General features: G+C 62.0%; 18 protein-coding genes. 7 read left to right on the forward strand and 11 right to left on the reverse strand.

The genetic code is table 11. From position 1 onward, the window contains the following. Positions 1-8: 8 nt before the first annotated feature. Together G3256_RS01170 and G3256_RS01175 are read left to right on the forward strand one after the other, a co-directional pair. Positions 9-683 (forward strand): DsbA family protein, encoded by a 675-nt coding sequence (locus G3256_RS01170; protein WP_169639097.1) that lies wholly within the window; start codon positions 9-11, stop codon positions 681-683. Continuing rightward, positions 683-1,801, forward strand: a complete 1,119-nt coding sequence (locus tag G3256_RS01175) for a CaiB/BaiF CoA transferase family protein (RefSeq protein WP_169639098.1) — start codon at positions 683-685, stop codon at positions 1,799-1,801. Before G3256_RS01170 ends, G3256_RS01175 begins: the two co-directional genes overlap by 1 nt. Before the next feature lie 2 nt (positions 1,802-1,803). Here the strand turns inward: G3256_RS01175 and lpxK are convergent, their stop codons facing one another. The 6 genes from lpxK to G3256_RS01205 form a co-directional block, all read right to left on the reverse strand. Continuing rightward, entirely contained in the window at positions 1,804-2,802 is a 999-nt protein-coding gene (lpxK, locus tag G3256_RS01180) for a tetraacyldisaccharide 4'-kinase (protein ID WP_169639099.1), read from the reverse strand. After that, on the reverse strand, positions 2,789-4,036 hold the full coding sequence (locus G3256_RS01185; protein WP_169639100.1) for a 3-deoxy-D-manno-octulosonic acid transferase: 1,248 nt from the start codon (positions 4,034-4,036) through the stop codon (positions 2,789-2,791). The genes lpxK and G3256_RS01185 overlap by 14 nt, the downstream gene beginning before the upstream one ends. Before the next feature lie 5 nt (positions 4,037-4,041). Further along, positions 4,042-4,284 carry a DUF4170 domain-containing protein gene (locus G3256_RS01190; protein ID WP_169639101.1) on the reverse strand — a complete coding sequence of 81 codons (243 nt, stop codon included), beginning with the start codon at positions 4,282-4,284 and terminating at the stop codon, positions 4,042-4,044. Between the two features lie 73 nt (positions 4,285-4,357). Beyond that, entirely contained in the window at positions 4,358-5,137 is a 780-nt protein-coding gene (locus G3256_RS01195; RefSeq protein ID WP_169639102.1) for a 3'(2'),5'-bisphosphate nucleotidase CysQ, read from the reverse strand. Further along, on the reverse strand, positions 5,124-6,470 hold the full coding sequence (locus tag G3256_RS01200; protein ID WP_169639103.1) for a TldD/PmbA family protein: 1,347 nt from the start codon (positions 6,468-6,470) through the stop codon (positions 5,124-5,126). The genes G3256_RS01195 and G3256_RS01200 overlap by 14 nt, the downstream gene beginning before the upstream one ends. A 91-nt stretch (positions 6,471-6,561) precedes the next feature. Continuing rightward, complete coding sequence (locus tag G3256_RS01205) at positions 6,562-8,085, reverse strand: DUF2125 domain-containing protein (RefSeq protein WP_169639104.1); 1,524 nt, start codon at positions 8,083-8,085, stop codon at positions 6,562-6,564. A gap of 137 nt (positions 8,086-8,222) precedes the next feature. Here G3256_RS01205 and G3256_RS01210 point away from each other — a divergent pair, with 137 nt between their 5' ends. From G3256_RS01210 to G3256_RS01220, 3 genes are all read left to right on the forward strand, one after another. Further along, a complete protein-coding gene (locus G3256_RS01210) occupies positions 8,223-8,972 on the forward strand; it encodes an SDR family oxidoreductase (protein WP_169639105.1) in 750 nt (249 codons plus the stop codon). Between the two features lie 151 nt (positions 8,973-9,123). Continuing rightward, a complete protein-coding gene (locus G3256_RS01215; RefSeq protein WP_169639106.1) occupies positions 9,124-10,458 on the forward strand; it encodes a mechanosensitive ion channel family protein in 1,335 nt (444 codons plus the stop codon). After that, positions 10,455-11,633, forward strand: a complete 1,179-nt coding sequence (locus G3256_RS01220; protein WP_169639107.1) for a TIGR03862 family flavoprotein — start codon at positions 10,455-10,457, stop codon at positions 11,631-11,633. The genes G3256_RS01215 and G3256_RS01220 overlap by 4 nt, the downstream gene beginning before the upstream one ends. On the opposite strand, the gene G3256_RS01225 is transcribed toward G3256_RS01220, so the two are convergent. Next, complete coding sequence (locus G3256_RS01225; protein WP_169639108.1) at positions 11,612-12,196, reverse strand: glutathione S-transferase family protein; 585 nt, start codon at positions 12,194-12,196, stop codon at positions 11,612-11,614. The two genes, G3256_RS01220 and G3256_RS01225, sit on opposite strands and share 22 nt — an antisense overlap. Positions 12,197-12,324: 128 nt before the next feature. On the opposite strand from G3256_RS01225, the gene G3256_RS01230 reads away from it, so the two are divergent. Next, on the forward strand, positions 12,325-12,750 hold the full coding sequence (locus tag G3256_RS01230) for a GFA family protein (protein WP_169639109.1): 426 nt from the start codon (positions 12,325-12,327) through the stop codon (positions 12,748-12,750). Here the strand turns inward: G3256_RS01230 and holA are convergent. The 4 genes from holA to G3256_RS01250 all read right to left on the reverse strand — a co-directional run bounded on the left by holA (position 12,747) and on the right by G3256_RS01250 (position 17,371). Beyond that, positions 12,747-13,748, reverse strand: coding sequence for a DNA polymerase III subunit delta (gene holA / locus G3256_RS01235; RefSeq protein ID WP_169639110.1), 1,002 nt, complete (start codon positions 13,746-13,748; stop codon positions 12,747-12,749). The two genes, G3256_RS01230 and holA, sit on opposite strands and share 4 nt — an antisense overlap. Continuing rightward, complete coding sequence (gene lptE, locus G3256_RS01240) at positions 13,745-14,224, reverse strand: LPS assembly lipoprotein LptE (RefSeq protein ID WP_169639111.1); 480 nt, start codon at positions 14,222-14,224, stop codon at positions 13,745-13,747. The genes holA and lptE overlap by 4 nt, the downstream gene beginning before the upstream one ends. Beyond that, positions 14,211-16,757: a leucine--tRNA ligase gene (leuS, locus tag G3256_RS01245; RefSeq protein ID WP_169639112.1), complete on the reverse strand. Its 2,547-nt coding sequence runs from the start codon at positions 16,755-16,757 to the stop codon at positions 14,211-14,213. Before leuS ends, lptE begins: the two co-directional genes overlap by 14 nt. 92 nt (positions 16,758-16,849) lie before the next feature. After that, positions 16,850-17,371, reverse strand: a complete 522-nt coding sequence (locus G3256_RS01250; protein ID WP_169639113.1) for a DUF3576 domain-containing protein — start codon at positions 17,369-17,371, stop codon at positions 16,850-16,852. Positions 17,372-17,624: 253 nt separating this feature from the next. On the opposite strand from G3256_RS01250, the gene G3256_RS01255 reads away from it, so the two are divergent. After that, positions 17,625-18,629, forward strand: a complete 1,005-nt coding sequence (locus G3256_RS01255; protein ID WP_169639114.1) for a porin — start codon at positions 17,625-17,627, stop codon at positions 18,627-18,629. Positions 18,630-18,664: the final 35 nt, after the last annotated feature.

Genomic DNA, 18,664 nt, shown 5'->3' on the forward strand with positions numbered 1-18,664 from the left:
GAAACTCAATGTCGCGAATGATGATTATTTCGGCTGCTGCGGCGGTCATCGGGCTGGGCGCGTGGTTCGTCACAAGCCCCGGCAGTAACGATACCGCAGTGACAACCGTCGACCCGATGGGCGCTGCAAATGCACAGGAAGCGGAAATCGACACGTCCGGCATCGTCGATATGACGATGGGCAACCCGGACGCACCGGTTACGGTTATCGAATACGCCAGTTTCACCTGTCCGCACTGCGCGAATTTTCACGCGGGCGATTATGAAAAGCTGAAGTCCGGCTATATCGACACCGGTAAAATCAACTTTATTTATCGCGAGGTCTATTTCGACCGCCCCGGTCTCTGGGCGTCGATGATGGCGCGCTGCGCAGGCACCGAGACGGCGTTTTTCGGCATGACCGACCTGATCTATGAGGGCCAGAGCACATGGGCGCGTGCGGGCGATATGGTGGCGATTGTTGATGAACTGCGCCGGATCGGGAGACTTGCCGGTCTGGGTGACGATCAGATGGAAGCCTGTCTGCAGGATGCGGACAAGGCCCGCACGCTGGTCGCCTGGTATCAGGAAAATGCAACCGAAGATGGCATCGAAAGCACGCCCAGCTTTGTGATCAACGGTACCAGATACTCCAACATGGCGTTTGACGATATGGCGGCGATCATCGACGAGGCTGCTGAGTAATGACCGCGCCGCTGGCGGGACTGAAGGTTGTCGAGCTTGCCCGGGTCCTTGCAGGGCCCTGGGCCGGTCAGACTCTGTCGGATCTGGGCTGCGACGTGATCAAGGTGGAAAGCCCCGCAGGCGATGATACCCGCCAGTGGGGGCCGCCCTTCGTCGGGCATGACGGTGATGTTTCGGCTGCCTATTTTCATTCGACCAACCGTGGCAAACGCTCGGTCACGGCTGATTTCCGCACGCCTGAGGGTCAGGAAAAGGTGCGGGCGCTGCTGGCGGACGCCGATATTCTGATCGAGAACTTCAAAACCGGTGGGCTCGCGCAATACGGTCTGGATTTCGAGACACTGCATGCTGATTTCCCGCGCCTGATTTACTGCTCAATCACCGGTTTCGGGCATGACGGCCCCTACGCGGCGCGGGCGGGATACGATTTTATCATTCAGGGCATGTCAGGGTTGATGTCGCTGACCGGAGAGCCCGCCGGGCAACCGCAGAAATACGGAATCGCGATCACCGATATTCTGACCGGTGTTTACGCCACGACGGCGGTGCTGGCGGCCGTGCACCAGCGCCAGACCACCGGTCTCGGTCAGCATGTCGATATGTCGCTGCTGGATGTGGCGGTCTCTGTCACGTCAAATCAGGCGCTGAATTACCTGACCACCGGCACACCGCCGCAGCGGATGGGGAATGCGCATGTCAATCTCGCGCCTTATCAGGTCTTTGACTGTGCAGACGGGCATATCATCATCGCAACCGGCAATGACGGGCAGTATCAGAGGCTCTGCCGTCTGCTGGGGCTGGAGGATATGGTTACGGCACCGGAGTTTGCAAAGAACGTGAACCGGCTGGCCAGTCGCGAAGAGATGATCCGGCGGCTCTCGGCGGCCACGGCGCAGCGAAACCGCGCTGATCTGCTGGCAGCCTGTGAGGCCTCGGGTGTTCCGGCGGGGCCGATCAACGACATGGCGGAGGTATTTGCCGACCCTCAGGTGCAGGCGCGCGGGATGCGGCTGGACCTCGACGGGGTGCCGGGGGTGCGCTCGCCTTTCACGTTTTCCGGGGCGGATCTGGCGCTGCACCGGCCGGCACCGGGTCTTGGGGCTGACAACGAAGACTGAGGTCAGGGGCGCGGCAGCGCTTTGAGGCTTTCGGTCAGCGCATTCGGCGTTTCGTCAAATTCCAGACGGACGGGCAGGGTGATGACCTTACTGCGGAAAGCCGCAGGCAGACGCACCGCATCTTTTTCGGTGGTTACAAGCTGCGCCTCTTTGACAGAGGCATGCCCCTCAAGCCGTTTCATCAGCGCGGGTGTCAGCGGCTGATGATCCTCCAGCGGTTCTGCATGTACCACATCGGCGCCCAGCCCGCGCAGTGTTGCGAAAAACTTCTCGGGATAGCCGATACCGGCAAAGGCCACGACCCGCGTGCCTGGCCAGTCCATTCCGGTCTGCAGCGGTTTAAGTTCGGCGCGGACATGTGCGAGGCCCCGGGGCAGAGGCTGCGAAGCTGAAAACCTGTCCTGTGCGTCGCCTGTGCCCAGCGACAGCAGGATGTCGGCGCGCGCAAGACCGGTGCCCACAGGCTCGCGCAGCGGTCCCGCGGGCAGACAGCGCCCGTTGCCGAACCCCGCTGAGGCATCGACGACGACGATGGAGATATTCTGTCTGAGCGCCGGATTCTGAAAGCCGTCATCCAGCACGATGGCAGTTGCCCCGGCCTCTCTGGCAGCCTTCGCCCCTGCGGCGCGGTCCTGCGCGACCCATACTTCGGCAAAGGCTGCGAGCAGCAGCGGTTCGTCACCCACATCGGCGGCACTGTGCTTTGACGGATCTACGCGCACCGGCCCCTGCAACCGGCCGCCATACCCACGGGTTACCACGTGCGGCTGGTGGAAGGTATCTGTGAGGGCTGTGAGGACGGCAATCACCGTTGGCGTCTTGCCGGTGCCGCCCGCGTGCAGATTGCCGACGCAGACCACCGGTATGCCCGCGCTGGCAGGCGTGCCCCGTGCCAGCCGCCGGGCTGTCGCTGCTCCGTAAAGCCAGCCCAGCGGCGCGAGCAGACGCGCTGCCAGCGCCGGTCGGTCAGGCGCGGTATTCCAGAAGTCAGGGGCGCGCATGACGCTGCTCCTCGCGGTCATCAAGCGCCTTGCGCACAAGCTCTGTCACCTCATCGGTCAGGGCCGCCCCCTGGCTCGTTACATCCCAGCCGGCATGGGCCATGGTGGCCGCCTGATCAGGTGCGATAAGTTTGGTGACGGCCGTGCCGAGGCTGTCGGCATCATTGACGATGCGCGCGGCACCGGCGGTTGCAAGGCGGGTATAAAACGGTAGGTATTTGCGCACGTTCGGCCCGTAGAGGACGGCGGACCCAAGTGCGGCAGCTTCAAACGGGTTGCGTCCGGGATGGCCCGCATTCAGCGACCCGCCCATGAATGACACCGGGGCGACGCGGTAAAACAGCCCCAAATCGCGGGCGTCCCAGGTCAGCAGCACCTGGGTTGCATCATCAGGCTCCTCGCCCGCGGACCAGTTGCGCAGCCGCAGACCCTCGTTTGCGATGCGGGCGGTCAGATCATCGGTGCCGACGTCCTCGGCAGGGTGCAGGATCAGCAGCAGACGATGCGACAGACGCAGCGCACGGCGATGCGCGGACAGGATGGTCATGACCTCGCTCTCCTGTGCGCTGACAGCCAGCCAAACGGGCCGCCCGCCCAGAAGACCGGAGAGATCGGCAAGGTCGCTGTCCTCGCAGGGCAGCGCCTGCCCGCCGGCCTGCATCGGGGGTGTCAGGCGGATCCGGCGTTTGGAAACGCCCAGAGCAACCAGGCGTTTCACTGCTGCATCCGAGCGGGCGAGCACTGCGGTAAAGTCCGCCAGAAGAGAGCCTGTAAGATCGGGCAGCCACCTTTCGCGCCGACCGTCAAACCCGCCGGTGTCCGCATCAATGAGCACCATGGGCGCGCCTGTCTCCTGCATGGCAGTGATCAGATTGGGCCGCAGCCCGCCCCAGACCCAGATGCCTGTATCAGGTGCGTAGTGCCTGAGAAAGGTGGCGATGGCTTCGGGGTATTCGGATGGCACCTCGTCGAGAATGATATTGTCTGAGGCCGGCGCAATCCCCTGCATCTGCTCCAGGGTGTCGGGATCGGGCAGGGTAATCAGGACCTGCATGCCATCGCGCGCAGCACACAGGCTGCTTGCAAGATCATGTACCGCCAGCAGGGCATTTCCGCCGGCTGCGTGGATCCACACAAGCTCATCTGTCAGGCGCTGGGCTGCGGGGGTGAACCGCCGGGAACCTGATCGCCGTGACAGCGCACGATAGGCCGCAAGTCCCAAAGAGCGGCCCATGCGGGTTATTCCTGTACGTCGGTCTGGCTGGTGGCTGTTTCCTCATCGCGCAACCGGTGCAGGTGGGCGATGTAATAGCGCATATGGGCATTATCCACGGTGCGGTGCGCTTCGGCTTTCCAGGCGTCATAGGCCGTCGCGTAGTCCGGGAAAATCCCGACAATGTGGATGTCGTCCACGTTTTTGAACACGTTTTTGGTGGGATCAGTCAGCTCTCCGCCGAAAACGAGATGTAGCCTCTGGGTCATGTGTCAGGTCCTTTGAGCGGGGTCAGCCGGAACGTTGCCGATAAGCCCGTCCGGGTCAAGGTGTCAGCGGGGATCAGCGGCGCAGGGCCGTGATCAGCCCCGGATGCATGTCACGCCCTGCCGCAACAACACCGTTGAGCAGTGGTTTTTCATTGTTAAAACGCAGGGCTGCGCCCGATTTGTCGGAACAGATGCCGCCGGCTTCGGCCACGATGATGGCGCCTGCTGCGATGTCCCATTCCCAGGTTGGCCGGAACGTGAGCATGCCGTCAAAGCGGCCCTCTCCCACAAGTCCGAGCCTGTAGGCCAGCGACGGGCGATAGGCACGGCGGAACCCCGGTACCACACCCTCGTGCCAGTGATCGGGATCGGTGGTCGGCCGTGCGGCCAGCAGTTCGCAACCGGTGATTTCCCGGCCGGCAGAAGCACTCAGCGGTGTGCCGTTCAGAAATGCGCCGCACCCTTCGGCTGCGGTATAGAGCTTGTCGCGCTGTGGCAGGCAGATCGCGCCGGCGGTGATCCGTCCCTGATGGGCGATAGCCACGGAATGTGCCCAGGTGCGGGAGCCTTCCTGAAAGCTGCGGGTGCCGTCGATCGGATCGACAATAAAAACAGTCTCCCGGGACAATCTGTCGGCGGTATCCTCACTCTCCTCGGAGAGCCAGCCATAGTCGGGGCGGGACAGCCTCAGGGTTGCCTCAAGGCATGCGTTGACAGCGAGATCGGCCTCGGTTACCGGCCCCGCGCCATCAGGTTTATCCCAGAAACGCGCGGATCTGCCGGTGTAACTTGTGGCCACGCGGGCCGCCAGCCGCACCGCATCCGATAACAGCGCGAGGTCAGTTTCCTGCAAGGGTCATTCCCGGCACCAGCAGGGAGGGCACCCGCCGGCTCAGGTGCGCGCGCGCATCATTGGCCGGCACGATGGCACGCAGCATTTCCAGCAGATTTCCGGCGATGGTGCATTCATTCACCGCATAGGTGATTTCACCGTTCTCGACCCAGAGGCCGGCCGCTCCGCGCGAATAATCGCCGGTATTGGGGTTAATCGTCGAGCCGATCATCGATGTGACCAGCAGCCCGGTGCCCATGTCGCGAATGAGATCATCGCGGCTGGCGCTTCCCGGGGTCAGGGTCACGTTCCAGGTGCTGGGGCTGGGCCCTGAGGACGGGCCGCGCCCGGCATTTGCGGTCGACGGCATGCCAAGGCGCCGTCCGGTCGCAAGATCGAGTGTCCAGCCGGTGAGCACGCCGTCCGCCACGATGTCTCGCGGCTTTGTCGGAAGACCTTCGGCATCAAAAGGACGCGATCCTGAGGCGCGCGGGCGGTGCGGATCTTCATGCAGACTCAGCGTCTCCGGAAGCACCTTTGTACCGAGCGCATCCCGCAGCCAGGAGCCGCCGCGCGCCACGGATGCTCCGTTGGCGGCCACCAGCAGATGACCGATGAGCGATGCGGAAATGCGTTCGTCAAAGAGCACCGGATAGCTGCCGGTCGGTGGTTTACGCGCACCCTTGCGGGCCAGCGCCCGTTCAGCGGCAGAACGCCCGATATCTTCGGCTGAGCGCATATCGGCCTGAAAAATCCGGCTGTCCCCGTCATAATCGCGCTCCATATCAACGCCCGATCCGGTGATCGCCACGCAGGACAGGCCCCGGTCGGTCCGGCGATACCCGCCGCTGAACCCGTTGCTGGCCGCAAGATAAATATCGCGCGCTGAGTACCCGGCAGAGGAGGACTGCACCTGGGAAATTCCGTCTGTGTCCAGTGCAGCAGCCTCAGCCGCGCGGGCGTCTTCCTGCAGAGCCTCCGGGAGGGGCTCATCCGAGGGATCCGCCAGCTCAAAAGCTGCAATGTCGTAATCCCGCGCCAGCTGATCTCCGGAGGCCAGGCCTGTATGCGGGTCTTCGGGAGCTTCGCGCGCCATGGCGACGGCACGCAGGGCCATCTCTTCGAGTGTGCGCGCGCTGGTGTCGGAGGCCGAGACGCTGGCGGATTTCCGGCCGATAAACACGCGCAGGCCCAGATCCACACCTTCGGACCGCTCGGCCTGTTCAAGGGTGCCGGCGCGTACGTCGATGTTCACCGATGTGCCGCTGATCGCGATCGCATCCGCTGCATCCGCGCCGGCCTTTCCGGCCGCCGCCAGCAGTTGTGTCGTCAGTGTTTCCGGGGTCTGCGCCATATCGTCTGCTCCGTGCCTGCTGAACCGGAGGTAGCGGCGCAGGCCGCAACCTGCAAGGGGCGGGGCAAAAAAGCGGGCGTCGGACGGGCGGTTACTGGATGCGCTGCCCGTTTGCCATCACATGACCCTGTTCGTTGATCTCGATGCGCGAGGTCAGCGTGTCGGGGGTGTCGCCCGGGACTGCCAGCAGGCCCATCATCATGCGGGCCGCCATCGCCTGTTCTTCGGGCAGCAGGCCGATGGCCACCAGCCGGTCGATCAGTCCGTTGCCCCCCTCAAGACGCAAATCGACGCCGCCGACGGGTTGTGGCGGGCCGGCATCCTGACTGTTGTCAAAGGTAAAAGCCCCGGTGCCGGTAAGCTCTGCCCCTGCGATGTCGAGGCGCAGTGCGTCGATATCGGCAGATTCGATTTCAGCCGGCGTGTCCCCCCCCGACTGCGCCGCAGCCAGAGCTGTGGGATCGAGGAAATCAAAGAGGACTTTTGCCTTGCCGGTGATCTGCAGGATCAGCGTGGCCGGATCACGCGGCAGTTGCGCACCCGGATCGATCAGCGCCCAGATCGCCTCGTCGGTGGAAAAATCCTCCATTGAGAACCCGAGCGCGAAGGCACCGGCTGTGTCGGCTGTGCGCAGCGGCATCGACAGGTTAAACCCGGTGTCGGCCACACGGAAAGCGATCGGGAAAGGTACCGACGGCGTCGTGATCTGAACATCCATGCCGGACTGGCCTGCGGCATAAGTCAGGCCGTCCTGGTTCATTTTCACATCCAGCGAAGAGGCGGCCGACCTGATGTCACCTGAAAACTGTGCATCCGGCGTCGTTGACAGAATGTTCACGTCGTTCCGGCCGGTGGTAAAAGTGCCGTCGACGGCAAAGCCGGCCCCGAGCATCGTGTTCATATCGGTTTGCAGCGATTGCGCCACCTGAAGCGGGACCTCGGCAATACCGTCAAATTTCACCGCATCCATTGAGCCGGTGATCCGTCCCTCGCCTTCGCCTGACGGGTCGCTGAAGATCATCGAATAGGTGGCCGTTTCTGCGGTCAGCGCCTGATCGTAATTCCGGTTGCTTCCCAGCAGCATATCGGTGGTGCCCGACAGCCCGTTCATATCAACACGCAGCGTATAGAGTTCCTGCTCGGTCTCTGTGCCGTCGATTTCGAGACCGTCGGATACAAAGGAGATCGTATCAGCGGAAAAGACATAGTTCAGGTCGGCAGGGGTGCCGGAGGCGGTAACAACCGCGCCCTGCTGGCGGTATTCCATGTTGGATCTGCCACGCACACCGTCTTCGATTTCGAATTCTGTGGTTATGGGCACCACCTCGGGAAACCGGATATCGACCGACCCGTCGCCGTTTTCTGAAAGCGTAAAGGTGCCAAGCTGCATTTCCATGCTGCCGGCTTCTGGTCCGAAGGTCCCGGTCATTCCGACATCAGACGCGGTCAGAACATTACCCTGGCGTGACGTGGTCCCGGTCATTTCATAGCCGATGCCGGCCATATAGGCCTGGAAATCAGCCCAGATATCATCTGCTGTCACATCTGCTGATGCCACAGAGCCCATTGCCATGACTGCAACCGCTGCACTCAGCGTTTTCTTTGAGAAAAACATCACATTGTCCTTTGAAACACCGTTTGGCGCATGGTCTGTTAAGCGCGGACGGGGGTCAAGGGGGTGCCGGGGGTAGACGCGGCGCAGACCGGCGATTACCACAGGGGCCGGATGAGGGCCGCAGAAAGGTATTGCAGATGGTTATGTCAGGAAAAGCAGTCATGATCACCGGAGCCAGCCGCGGCATCGGGGCAGAGGCCGCGCGGGTATTTGCCGCAGCCGGTGCGCAGGTGGCATTGCTGGCACGCAGCCAGGCCGAGATCGGCGCGCTGGCGGGTGAGATCGGCAGTCAGGCGATTGCAATTCCCTGTGATGTCGCCCGGCAGCACGAGGTCTCTGCCGCGGTCGCAACGACGGTGTCCGAGTTCGGCGGTATCGATGTTCTGATCAATAACGCGGGTGTCATTGAACCCATCGCCCGGATGGAAGACGCCGATCCCGAAGGCTGGGCCGCGGCGATCGATATCAATCTCAAAGGTGTCTTTAATGGCATGCATGCGGTGCTGCCGGTGATGAAAGCTGCCGGCGGTGGTAGCGTTCTGACCATCAGTTCGGGTGCTGCCCACAGCCCGATTGAGGGCTGGAGCCATTACTGTTCGTCCAAAGCGGCGGTGCACATGCTGACCGGGTGCCTGCATAAAGAAGAAGAGGCGAGCGGCATCCGTGCCATCGGCCTGTCGCCCGGTACGGTCGCCACACAGATGCAGCGCGAGATCAAAGCCTCGGGCATCAACCCGGTGAGCGCGCTCGACTGGGAGGACCACATTCCGCCCGACTGGCCCGCGCGGGCGCTTTTGTGGATGTGCAGCCCGGATGCCGATGCGTGGCTGGGTCAGGAAATCTCGCTCCGTGAGGAAGAGATCCGCCGTCGCGCTGGTCTGATCTGAGCGCTGGCCGGCCAGGGTCCGCCCGTAATCACACTCAAAAACCGCGAAAGGTCAGAGTGCCTTTCGGGCCTGACATTCGGGGCTTGCTCCGGCCTGCACTGACGGGCAACAATCCACGGCGCGCCGGCGTGTGCGGAAAGAGGAGCGGGACTTGGAATTTGACCTTTCCACCCAACCGGAGATTGTTCAGCAGGCAGCAGACTACGCCCTGCAGGGGTTTGAACTGGCCAGAAGCTGGGCACTGAGCCCTGCGGCATGGTCCCAGTTTGCGCTGCTTGTGGTGGCCTATCTGCTGGCGCTGGTGGTTGCCCGCCGGATGCGTGGCACGCTGGGTCGACTGCTCGCGCCGGAAGCAGAAGACGAAACGATGCTGGCCCACGCGCGCCGTTCGGTGCTGCTCTTCCTGCCGCTTTTGCTGCCTCTGCTGGCCTATGCGTTCACGGCTCTCGGCGAGAGTATTGTCCGGTCGCTTTTCGACAGCGGCGCGGTCATCGCCTTTGGCAAGCGGGTCTTTATGTTTCTCGCGGTGCGCACACTGGTGCAGGAGATCATCAAAGACCCGCTGCTCAGACTTCTGGGCCGCTATGTGCTGATCCCGCTGGCTGCGATCTATGCGCTGGGGCTTCTTGATCTTCTGGTGGCAGAGCTCAACGGGATGACGGTCAGTCTCGGCAATATCTCGTTCTCTGTCATGTCACTCATTCGCGGCATCGTGGCGGGGGGTGTCCTCTTCTGGCTCGGCGGCTGGTCCAACCGGCAGACTGCGGATTTCATCGAGAAGCAGGAAAACATGCGCCCGTCGATGCGGCAACTGATGGCCAAGGCGACGGAGTTCACGATCTTCGGCGTGGCCTTCCTGCTGTTGCTCAATATCATGGGCATCAATCTTTCTGCACTTGCCGTGATCGGCGGGGCGATCGGCGTGGGGCTGGGCTTTGGCCTGCAGAAAATCGCGTCGAATTTTATCTCCGGTGTGATCCTGCTGATTGAGGGTCAGGCGACTGTGGGAGATTTTGTAGAACTGGACGGGGGCGAATCCGGTCAGATTGTCAGAATGACCGCCCGGGCGGCGATCCTCGAGACATTCGACGGGCGCTGGATCGTGGTGCCCAACGAAGACTTCATCACAACACGCGTCACGAATTATTCCGACAGCGGCTCGGCCAACCGATACGAGGCGCCGTTTTCCGTCAGCTATGACACCGATATAAACCAGGTGCCCGGCATCATCGAAGCTGCGGTGGCCACGCATCCGGATGTACTCGACGTGCCCTGTCCGCCCGACTGCGAACTGCGTGGTTTTGGCGACAGTGGTATCGATTTTGCGGTGGAGTTCTGGGTGAACGGGCTGGATGACGGACCCAACAAATACACTTCCGATGTGCTCTTTCTGATCTGGAATGCGCTCAAAGAACACGACATTGAAATCCCCTATCCGCAGCGTGTGGTGGAGATCAAAGGCGGGCTGCCGCAGGCGGAGGCGTGAGCCGCGCGCTGGTCATCGGTGCCGGCCCGGCCGGGCTGATGGCGGCGGAAACGCTGTCGGCGGCCGGGGTCACTGTGACGCTCTGTGAGGCGAAACCTTCAGTCGGACGCAAGTTTCTGATGGCTGGCAAATCAGGGCTCAATCTGACGAAAGACGAACCTGTCGCGGCCCTGCTGTCACAGTATGAGACGGTCCCGCCGGCGCTTGATGCCGCTTTGCGCCTGTTCGATGCCGCTGCGGTGCAGGAGTGGACGCGGGGTCTCGGCCAGGAGATTTTCACAGGCTCGACCGGCAGGGTATTTCCCACGGCGATGAAAGCATCGCCGCTGCTGCGCGCCTGGCTTGCCCGTCTGGACGGACAGGGTGTTACCATACGCACGCGCCTGCGCTGGAGGGGTTGGGATGCAAAAGGTGCCGTGTTCGACGCACCGCAGGGCCGCGAGACCATTGCCGCGGACGTAACGGTTATTGCGACCGGCGGGGCAAGCTGGGCGCGGCTGGGCTCTGACGGCGCCTGGTCTGAAGTTCTAAAGGCCGAGGGTGTGAGGCTTGCCGCCTTTGCCCCGTCAAATGCAGGTCTTGCGGTGCCCTGGAGCGCGCATATGGCGCCATTTTTCGGGCAGGCGATCAAATCCGTGCGCTGGAAGGCAGGTGATATTACCTCGCGCGGCGAAGCCATCCTGTCCGCGCGGGGTCTTGAGGGCGGTGGCATTTACAGCCTGTCGCCGGCCATCCGTGCCGGCGCATCCCTGGCCGTCGATCTTGTGCCGGATCTCAGCCACGCGGCGCTGACCGCCCGGCTGCCGGGGCGCAGTCCGCGGCTCGGACCCTGGCTTAAAAGCACCCTGCGGCTGCCGCCTGTTAAAACCGCGCTTGTCTTTGAGGTCGGGCGGGCCCTGGCCACGCAGCCTGAGCGCTGGCCCGGATTGCTGAAAGCGCTGCGCCTGCCGGTTGCGGGCTTTCTGCCGATGGACGAGGCGATCTCGACGGCAGGCGGCGTGCAGTTTGACGCACTCACCCCTGATCTGATGCTCAGAGCGATGCCCGGCGTGTTCTGCGCGGGTGAAATGCTCGACTGGGATGCGCCCACGGGCGGCTATCTGATAACCGCCTGTCTTGCGACCGGGCAGCATGCAGCCCGGGGCGCTCTGGCCTATCTCGAGGCGGCAGCCTGAAACGCCGGCCGGTTGCGCAGGTTTTTGGCATAGTTAAACAGCTTTTCATCGGTGCGCGGGAAATTCGCACCGATCGCCCAGTTCAGACAGTGGCAGGCCAGTATATCTGGGATCGTCAGACTATCGCCCATCAGAAACTCACCGTCGAGCCGGTCCGATAACTGTGCCGCCGAGGCCTCGAATTCGGCCTTGAGCGTATCTTTGACCGCTGGCACGCGTTTGTCTTCAGGCAGCACAAAGCTGTGCTTGGCGGCAGCCCAGAGCACGGCGTCAAATTCATCGATAAGCCAGAAAGTCATTGCGTCCTGTCGGGCGCGCGCGATGGTGCCCGCCGGGGCAGTCAGCCTGCCGTGTTTGTCTGCCAGATATGTCACGATGGCCATCGAATCTGTCAGAACCTCGTCGCCATCGACAAAGGCGGGGATTTTCCCGGTGGGGTTAAACGCCTTCGCCTCATCCGACCGCGCCGCCGCCGGAACATGCTCATAGGGTGCGCCGATCTCCTCCAGCGCCCAGAGAACCCGCATTGCGCGGGATTTAACCGCCCCGATAACTCTGTACATGATGGTTCTCCTCGTGATGCCGTTGCCCCGCGGACCCTGACATGCTGCCCATGTGGTGACAACTGGTGACACCCGTTGTCAGCAGCCTGCGCTATCACAAGGGTCGTATCTGAGCAGAGGAGAATGATATGCCCCGGACCGGAAGCTGCCTGTGTGGCGCGGTGACCTATGAGATCAGCGCTGATGTATCGCAAACGGGGGCCTGCCACTGTGGCATGTGCCGCAAATGGAGCGGCGGTGTTTACCTCGGGGTCGAGGTGCCCGATGGCGGGCTGCAGATCACGGGTGAGGATCACCTGAAAACCTATGCTTCCTCACCCTGGGCCGAGCGGGTGTTCTGTGGCACCTGTGGCAGCAGTATGTGGTACCGGATGACGGCGACCGGGTCTCACCAGGGCACGTATCATCTGGGGTTTGGCACGCTGGATGATACCGACGGAATGGAAATGATGGGCGAGATTTTCATCGACAAAAAGCCGGAAGCCTACAGCTTTGCGGGTGACGCTCAGAGGATGACCGAAGCTGAGTTCATGGCGCTTTTCGGGGGAAGCTAACGCGCAGCCAGCATTGCGAGACGGATAAAGGCGCGCTCGACCAGCGCCATGCCGGGCGCGTGCTGCCCGGCTGAGCGCAGCTGCAGATCGGTATCGGTGAGCACACCCAGAGCGGTTTCAAGCCGCACCGCACCCCATTTGCGGGACTGTGCCATCATCCGCTCGCGGTGCGGCCCGAATATGACGGGACGCCCGGAGGTGTCACAGGCCGCGCGGTGCAGCGACCGGAAATGTCGCATCGCACCGATGCACAGGCCGACAGGGGTCACCCCCTGCGCCACGAGCTTTTGCATGACCGGCCCGATCTCGGATGCGCGTGCTTCGGCCACGACCATCAGAATATCGTCCACATCCGCCTCGGTCGAGGTGGGCGCACAGGCTGCGATGTCCGGCATGGAAACCGGGGAGGCATCACCAAGTTTGTAGAGCGCCAGCTTCTCAAGGGTCTGACGGAAATCGCCGGGATCGATTGCCTGCGCCAGATCATTCAGCGCGGCCATGACCTCGCCCGCTGGTTCTTCAAGCCCGGCATCGCGCAGCGCATGAGCGATCTCTTCGCGGGTCGGAGGATTGTCATAAATAGCTGCGGCATAGGCGTTGGGGTGGCTTTCAAAGGCCTTTCGCAGTTTCGACGCGGGTTTGAGGTCGCCCGCTGTGATCACAATCTGCGCGTCGCCCTGCTGCCAGTCCGCGAGGGCTGCAAGCACCGCGGCTGCCGTATTCTCGTTTGCCTCTTCGACAAACACGGCGCGCGGGCCGGGAAAAAAGCCCACGGCTTTGATCGCATCCAGCAAAAGCGCCGGGTCCTTGCGGACATCATTCCCGGTCATCCGGGCCAGACGCATTTCCTCTTCGGCGGCGGGGCCCAGAAGAGCGGCCAGCATCTGCTGGCGTTTCAGCGCCATGCGCATCCCGTCGCGCCCGAAGATCAGCAGACCGGTCCTGTCTGCGTCCGGCTTTGCGAAATAGCCGGTGGCGTCGCGGGTGGAGAGCTTCATGTCAGATCGGCAGTGAAAAGCCGGGCAACGATCTGATCGCCAAGCAGAATCATCAGCCGCTGGCGTGCGTCACGCTCGGCGGCAAGTGTGGCGACAGTGGTCCCGGTCGCGGAATAGCCGGTGAAGTTATCCACCGACCCGGAAGTCACGATGCGACCCGTCGCGGTTTCGGTCAGCGTGTAATCCGCCGCCCCGAGCAGGTTGAACCGCAGAATATCGCCCTTCTGGTCCACGGCCAGGTTTTCCTGACCGGTCGCAACGACGAGGGCCAGGCGATAGACCGGCGTGCTGCTGCGCCCGAGTCGTTCTTCGAGGCGGCGGGTCAGCAGGTAGCCGTCCACCGCATCGGGTTCATCGACCAGCACCTTGTTCTGCAGCGCCTGCCCGGACCCGCCCGGGGCATAGACCGGCTGAAACCCGCAGGCGGCAAGCACCAGCGGCAGAGACAACAGGGCGCGGCGGTTAAACAACGACATTCACAATCCGTCCGGGAACAACGATGATCTTTTTCGGAGTGGCTCCGTTCAGCGTTCTGATTACAGCCTGATCCGCCAGCGCGGTTTTTTCAACATCTTCCTTGCTCATATCCGCAGGCACGGTGATCTCGGCGCGCCGTTTGCCGTTGACCTGAATGGGCAGCGTGATGGTGTCAGAGACCAGCATCGCGTCATCCGCAACGGGCCAGGAGGCGGTGGTGATCAGACCCTCACCGCCCTGACGCGCCCAGATATCTTCGGCAAGGTGCGGCGTCATCGGCGACATCAGCTGCGCCAGCGTCCGGATTGCCGCATGCTGTGCCGCGTATCCGGCTTTGGATTTCTGCAGCGTCGCGGTGAAGGCATAAAGCTTTGCGATTGCTGCGTTGAACCCGAAGGATTCAATGCCCATGGTCACATCATGGATGGTGACATGCATGGCGCGGATCAGATCATCGTTCCCGTCGCCCTGGTCTTCCTTTTCCATGCCGGCGATCCGCTCACTGAGGTTCCAGACGCGCGACAGGTGTTTAAATGCGGCCTCAGCACCCGAGGCCGTCCATTCCACATCGCGCTCGGGCGGGCTGTCAGAGAGCACGAACCAGCGCGCGGTATCCGCACCATAGGCCGATATGATATTGACCGGGTCCACCACGTTCTTTTTGGATTTGGACATCTTGGCGGAGGGGATGATTTCGACTTCTGTCCCATCGCTGAGTTTGCCGTCCGTGACGTCTTCCGGCAGGTGATACACCGGCCGGCCGTTGTCACCGTGCGTCTGGTAGATCTCATGCGTGACCATGCCCTGCGTGAAAAGTGCATCAAAGGGCTCGATCGCCGTTTCCGGCAGGTGCCCGGTGATCGCCATCGCGCGGGCGAAAAAGCGTGAATAAAGCAGGTGCAGAATAGCGTGCTCGATGCCGCCGATGTACTGATCGACGTTCATCCAGTATTTCGCGTCCTCCATCGAGGTCGGTGTTTTCGCATCCGGTGCGGTGAACCGGGCGAAATACCACGAGCTGTCCACAAAGGTGTCCATGGTGTCGGTTTCGCGCTTACCGGGCCTGCCGCAGGACGGGCAGGGCGTGTCCCGCCACGTGGGATGCCGGTCGAGCGGGTTGCCAGGTGTGCCAAAATCTACGTCATAGGGCAGCTCGACGGGCAGGTTTTCTTTCTTTTCCGGGACAACGCCGCAGGTCTCGCAATGCACGACGGGGATGGGCGCGCCCCAGTAGCGCTGGCGGCTCAGGCCCCAGTCCCGCAACCGGTATTTGGTCACACCCTGGCCCACGCCACTGGCTTCACAGAAATCAATGGCGGCATCGATCGCCTCAAGGCCTGTCTGATGCGCCTCGCCGGCAAAACCGCGGTTATAATAGACAGTCTCGGTTTTCGGCGGCACGTAGGCTTCGGTCAACTCCTCAACGGCGTCCTCCGAGGGCAGATACGTGGAAATGATTGGCAGGCCGTATTTGGTGGCAAACTCGAAATCGCGCTCATCATGCGCCGGGCATCCGAAGATCGCGCCGGTGCCGTAATCCATCAGGATGAAGTTGGCGATATAGACGGGCAGTTCATGCGCGGTATCAAAGGGATGCCGCACGCGGATACCGGTGTCATACCCAAGCTTCTCTGCCGTCTCGATGGCTTCTTCGGTGGTGCCGCCCTTGCGGCATTCGGCGCAGAAAGCCGCAACCGCCGGGTCATCGCGTTCCAGCAGCTTTGCCAGCGGATGATCCGGCGAGATGCCGACAAAAGACGCGCCCAGCAGCGTGTCGGGCCGGGTTGTATAGACCTCAATCCGGTCGTGGCCATCGGGGGCATCCACCGTGGAAAAGGCAAACTGCAGACCGCGCGAGCGACCGATCCAGTTTTCCTGCATCAGGCGCACTTTGGCGGGCCAGGCCTCCAGCGTATCGAGGGCCTCCAGCAGCTCTTCGGAATAATCGGAGATCTTGAAGAACCACTGCGTGAGTTCGCGCCGTTCCACCAGCGCGCCGGAGCGCCAGCCGCGCCCCTGTTCGACCTGTTCGTTGGCCAGAACAGTCATATCGACCGGATCCCAGTTCACCACCGCGTTCTTGCGATAGACGAGCCCTGCGTTGAGGAAATCGAGAAAGAGCGCCTGCTGCTGGCCATAATATTCCGGATCGCATGTCGCGAATTCGCGGGACCAGTCGATAGAGAGGCCCAGCGGCTTCATCTGGTCGCGCATGTCGGCGATATTGCCATAGGTCCAGTCTTTGGGATGGCCGCCGATGGCCATGGCGGCGTTTTCGGCGGGCATCCCGAAGGCGTCCCAGCCCATGGGGTGCAGGATGTTATGGCCGGTCGCGAGCTTATAGCGCGCGATCACATCGCCCATTGTGTAGTTGCGCACGTGGCCCATGTGGATGCGCCCCGACGGATAGGGAAACATCTCAAGCACATAGTACTTGGGCTTGTCCGCGGACCGGACCGCTTTGAAAACCTCGTCTCTGTTCCAGACGTCCTGCCAGCGGGCTTCGATCTCGGCGGGGGTGTAACGCTCCATCTTTGCGTCCTCTTTAACGTAGCAGCGCCGGGAGCCGTTCAGTCACGGGGCCCGGCGCGGTATTGGAAGTGATATTCTGTCGGCCGGGGCCGTCAGAAGCTGGCGTCGAGGTTCCTGATCTGGCGGGCGCGGGTCAGAATGGCGTCTTCTACGGCACGGATGGTGGCGGCACTGGCCGGACCGTTGCGCGTCTGCAGCGACAGGTTCAGCGAGCGCGCATCAAGCGCAGGGTCATCAATAAGCACGGTGGCGCGATAGGCGCGGCCGCCGCCCGGCGGTGTCCCGTATCCGGTGATGATCACGCCGGTAAAGGGATCAACCGATTCGACCGGCAGAAATTCGAGGATTTCGAGCGTTGCTGACCACAGATACTTGTTTACGGCCACCTCGACTTCTGTGTTGCCGCGCCGGAACGCGTCCCAGATTGTCGTCGGTTCGGACTGGCCCGGCTCAAGGTTGCGCCGCTGATCGCTGTCGAGATCGATGGCGCTGCCGGGACGCGCGGGTGGTCCTGCGGGCGCGGAAGTTGTCTGCGTCGAGCTTCCGCCACAGGCAGCCAGCGCAGCCGTCAGGGCAAAAACCCCTGAATACTTCAGATAAGTCGTTATTTTCATAAGGCCGCCCGATTTATGTCCTGTGCGGCACGTTAATCCAACTGGCAGAGCAGGGACAAGGGCGTTCTGGGCTGTGGAGGCGCCATGCATTCCGCTGCCTGTTATATGGCGGATAAACCGTGTGACCGGGGCGCTTTAACGAGTGTGGCAAACCTGCACCATTTTTCCCGGGTCTCGTCACGGTCCCGACCAAGTTCTTGAATGCTGACCGGGAAAGAGCGAAACACACCGCAGGTTCACAATGGATTCTCCCGTGAACAACGAAATAGCAACTGAGGACAAGTTCATGAAAAAACTTCTCATCGCTACAACAGCTCTGGTGGGTACAGCAGGCGTCGTAGCAGCAGATACAACATTCTCCGGCTACGGTCGTTTCGGTATTCTCTATGAAGAAGACCGTGGCGGTGGCACTCAGGAAGAAACACGGCTGGAGAGCCGCTATCGCCTGAACATCGACTCATCCACAGAAACAGACGGTGGCATCCGCTTCGCTGTCCGTGTTCGTATCCAGGGTGACGATGGCTCCAACGGTGAGCAGGGCACAGCCGGTCTGAACGGTGCGCGTTTCCAGGTTAACGCTGGTGGCCTGCGCGTTCGCGTTGGTAACATCTCCGGTGTTCACGATGCGGCAGAAGTTGTTAACTTCTTCGGCTTCGAGCCCGGCCTTATCGGTCAGGTTGGCCACTACTCCACATTCGGCGGCGGCCCGATCGACTTCTACGAAGTACGTTCGAACGGTGTTACCGGTGTTAACGTGAAGTACGAAATGGGTGACTTCGCAGTGATGGCGTCCTACTCGCCTGACTACTCCGAAAACCTCGGCACCGGCCCGAGCTCCACAGACGACTACGAAGCATTCGAAATCGGTGCATCTTACACCGTTTCCGGCTGGACCTTCGGCGTTGGCTACGGCACCGCTCAGGACGATGACGGCGCAGCACCTTACGACACCGACTTCTGGACAGCGACTGCAACAGGTACCGTTGGTATCGCAGACATCGCGTTCTTCGTTGGCGACTCCGACGGTGACTTCACAGCGAACGACGACGTTGCCTACGGTATCTCCGGCTCCGTTCCTGTCGGCGCAGCAACAAACATCGTGGCATCTGTTGCCGGCGGTGGTGCTGACGCACTGGACGAAGCATACGGCATCGGCTTCACCCACTCCCTGGGCGGCGGCGTGTCCCTGTCCGGTATGGTTGGTTCCAACACTTCCAGCAACACCGTTGCTGACCTGGGTGTTCGCTTCAACTTCTAAGTTGAACGCAACTACCTGAGAAAATCGGGGCGGAC

The organism is Roseobacter ponti (genome assembly GCF_012932215.1).
GTDB lineage: Bacteria > Pseudomonadota > Alphaproteobacteria > Rhodobacterales > Rhodobacteraceae > Roseobacter > Roseobacter ponti.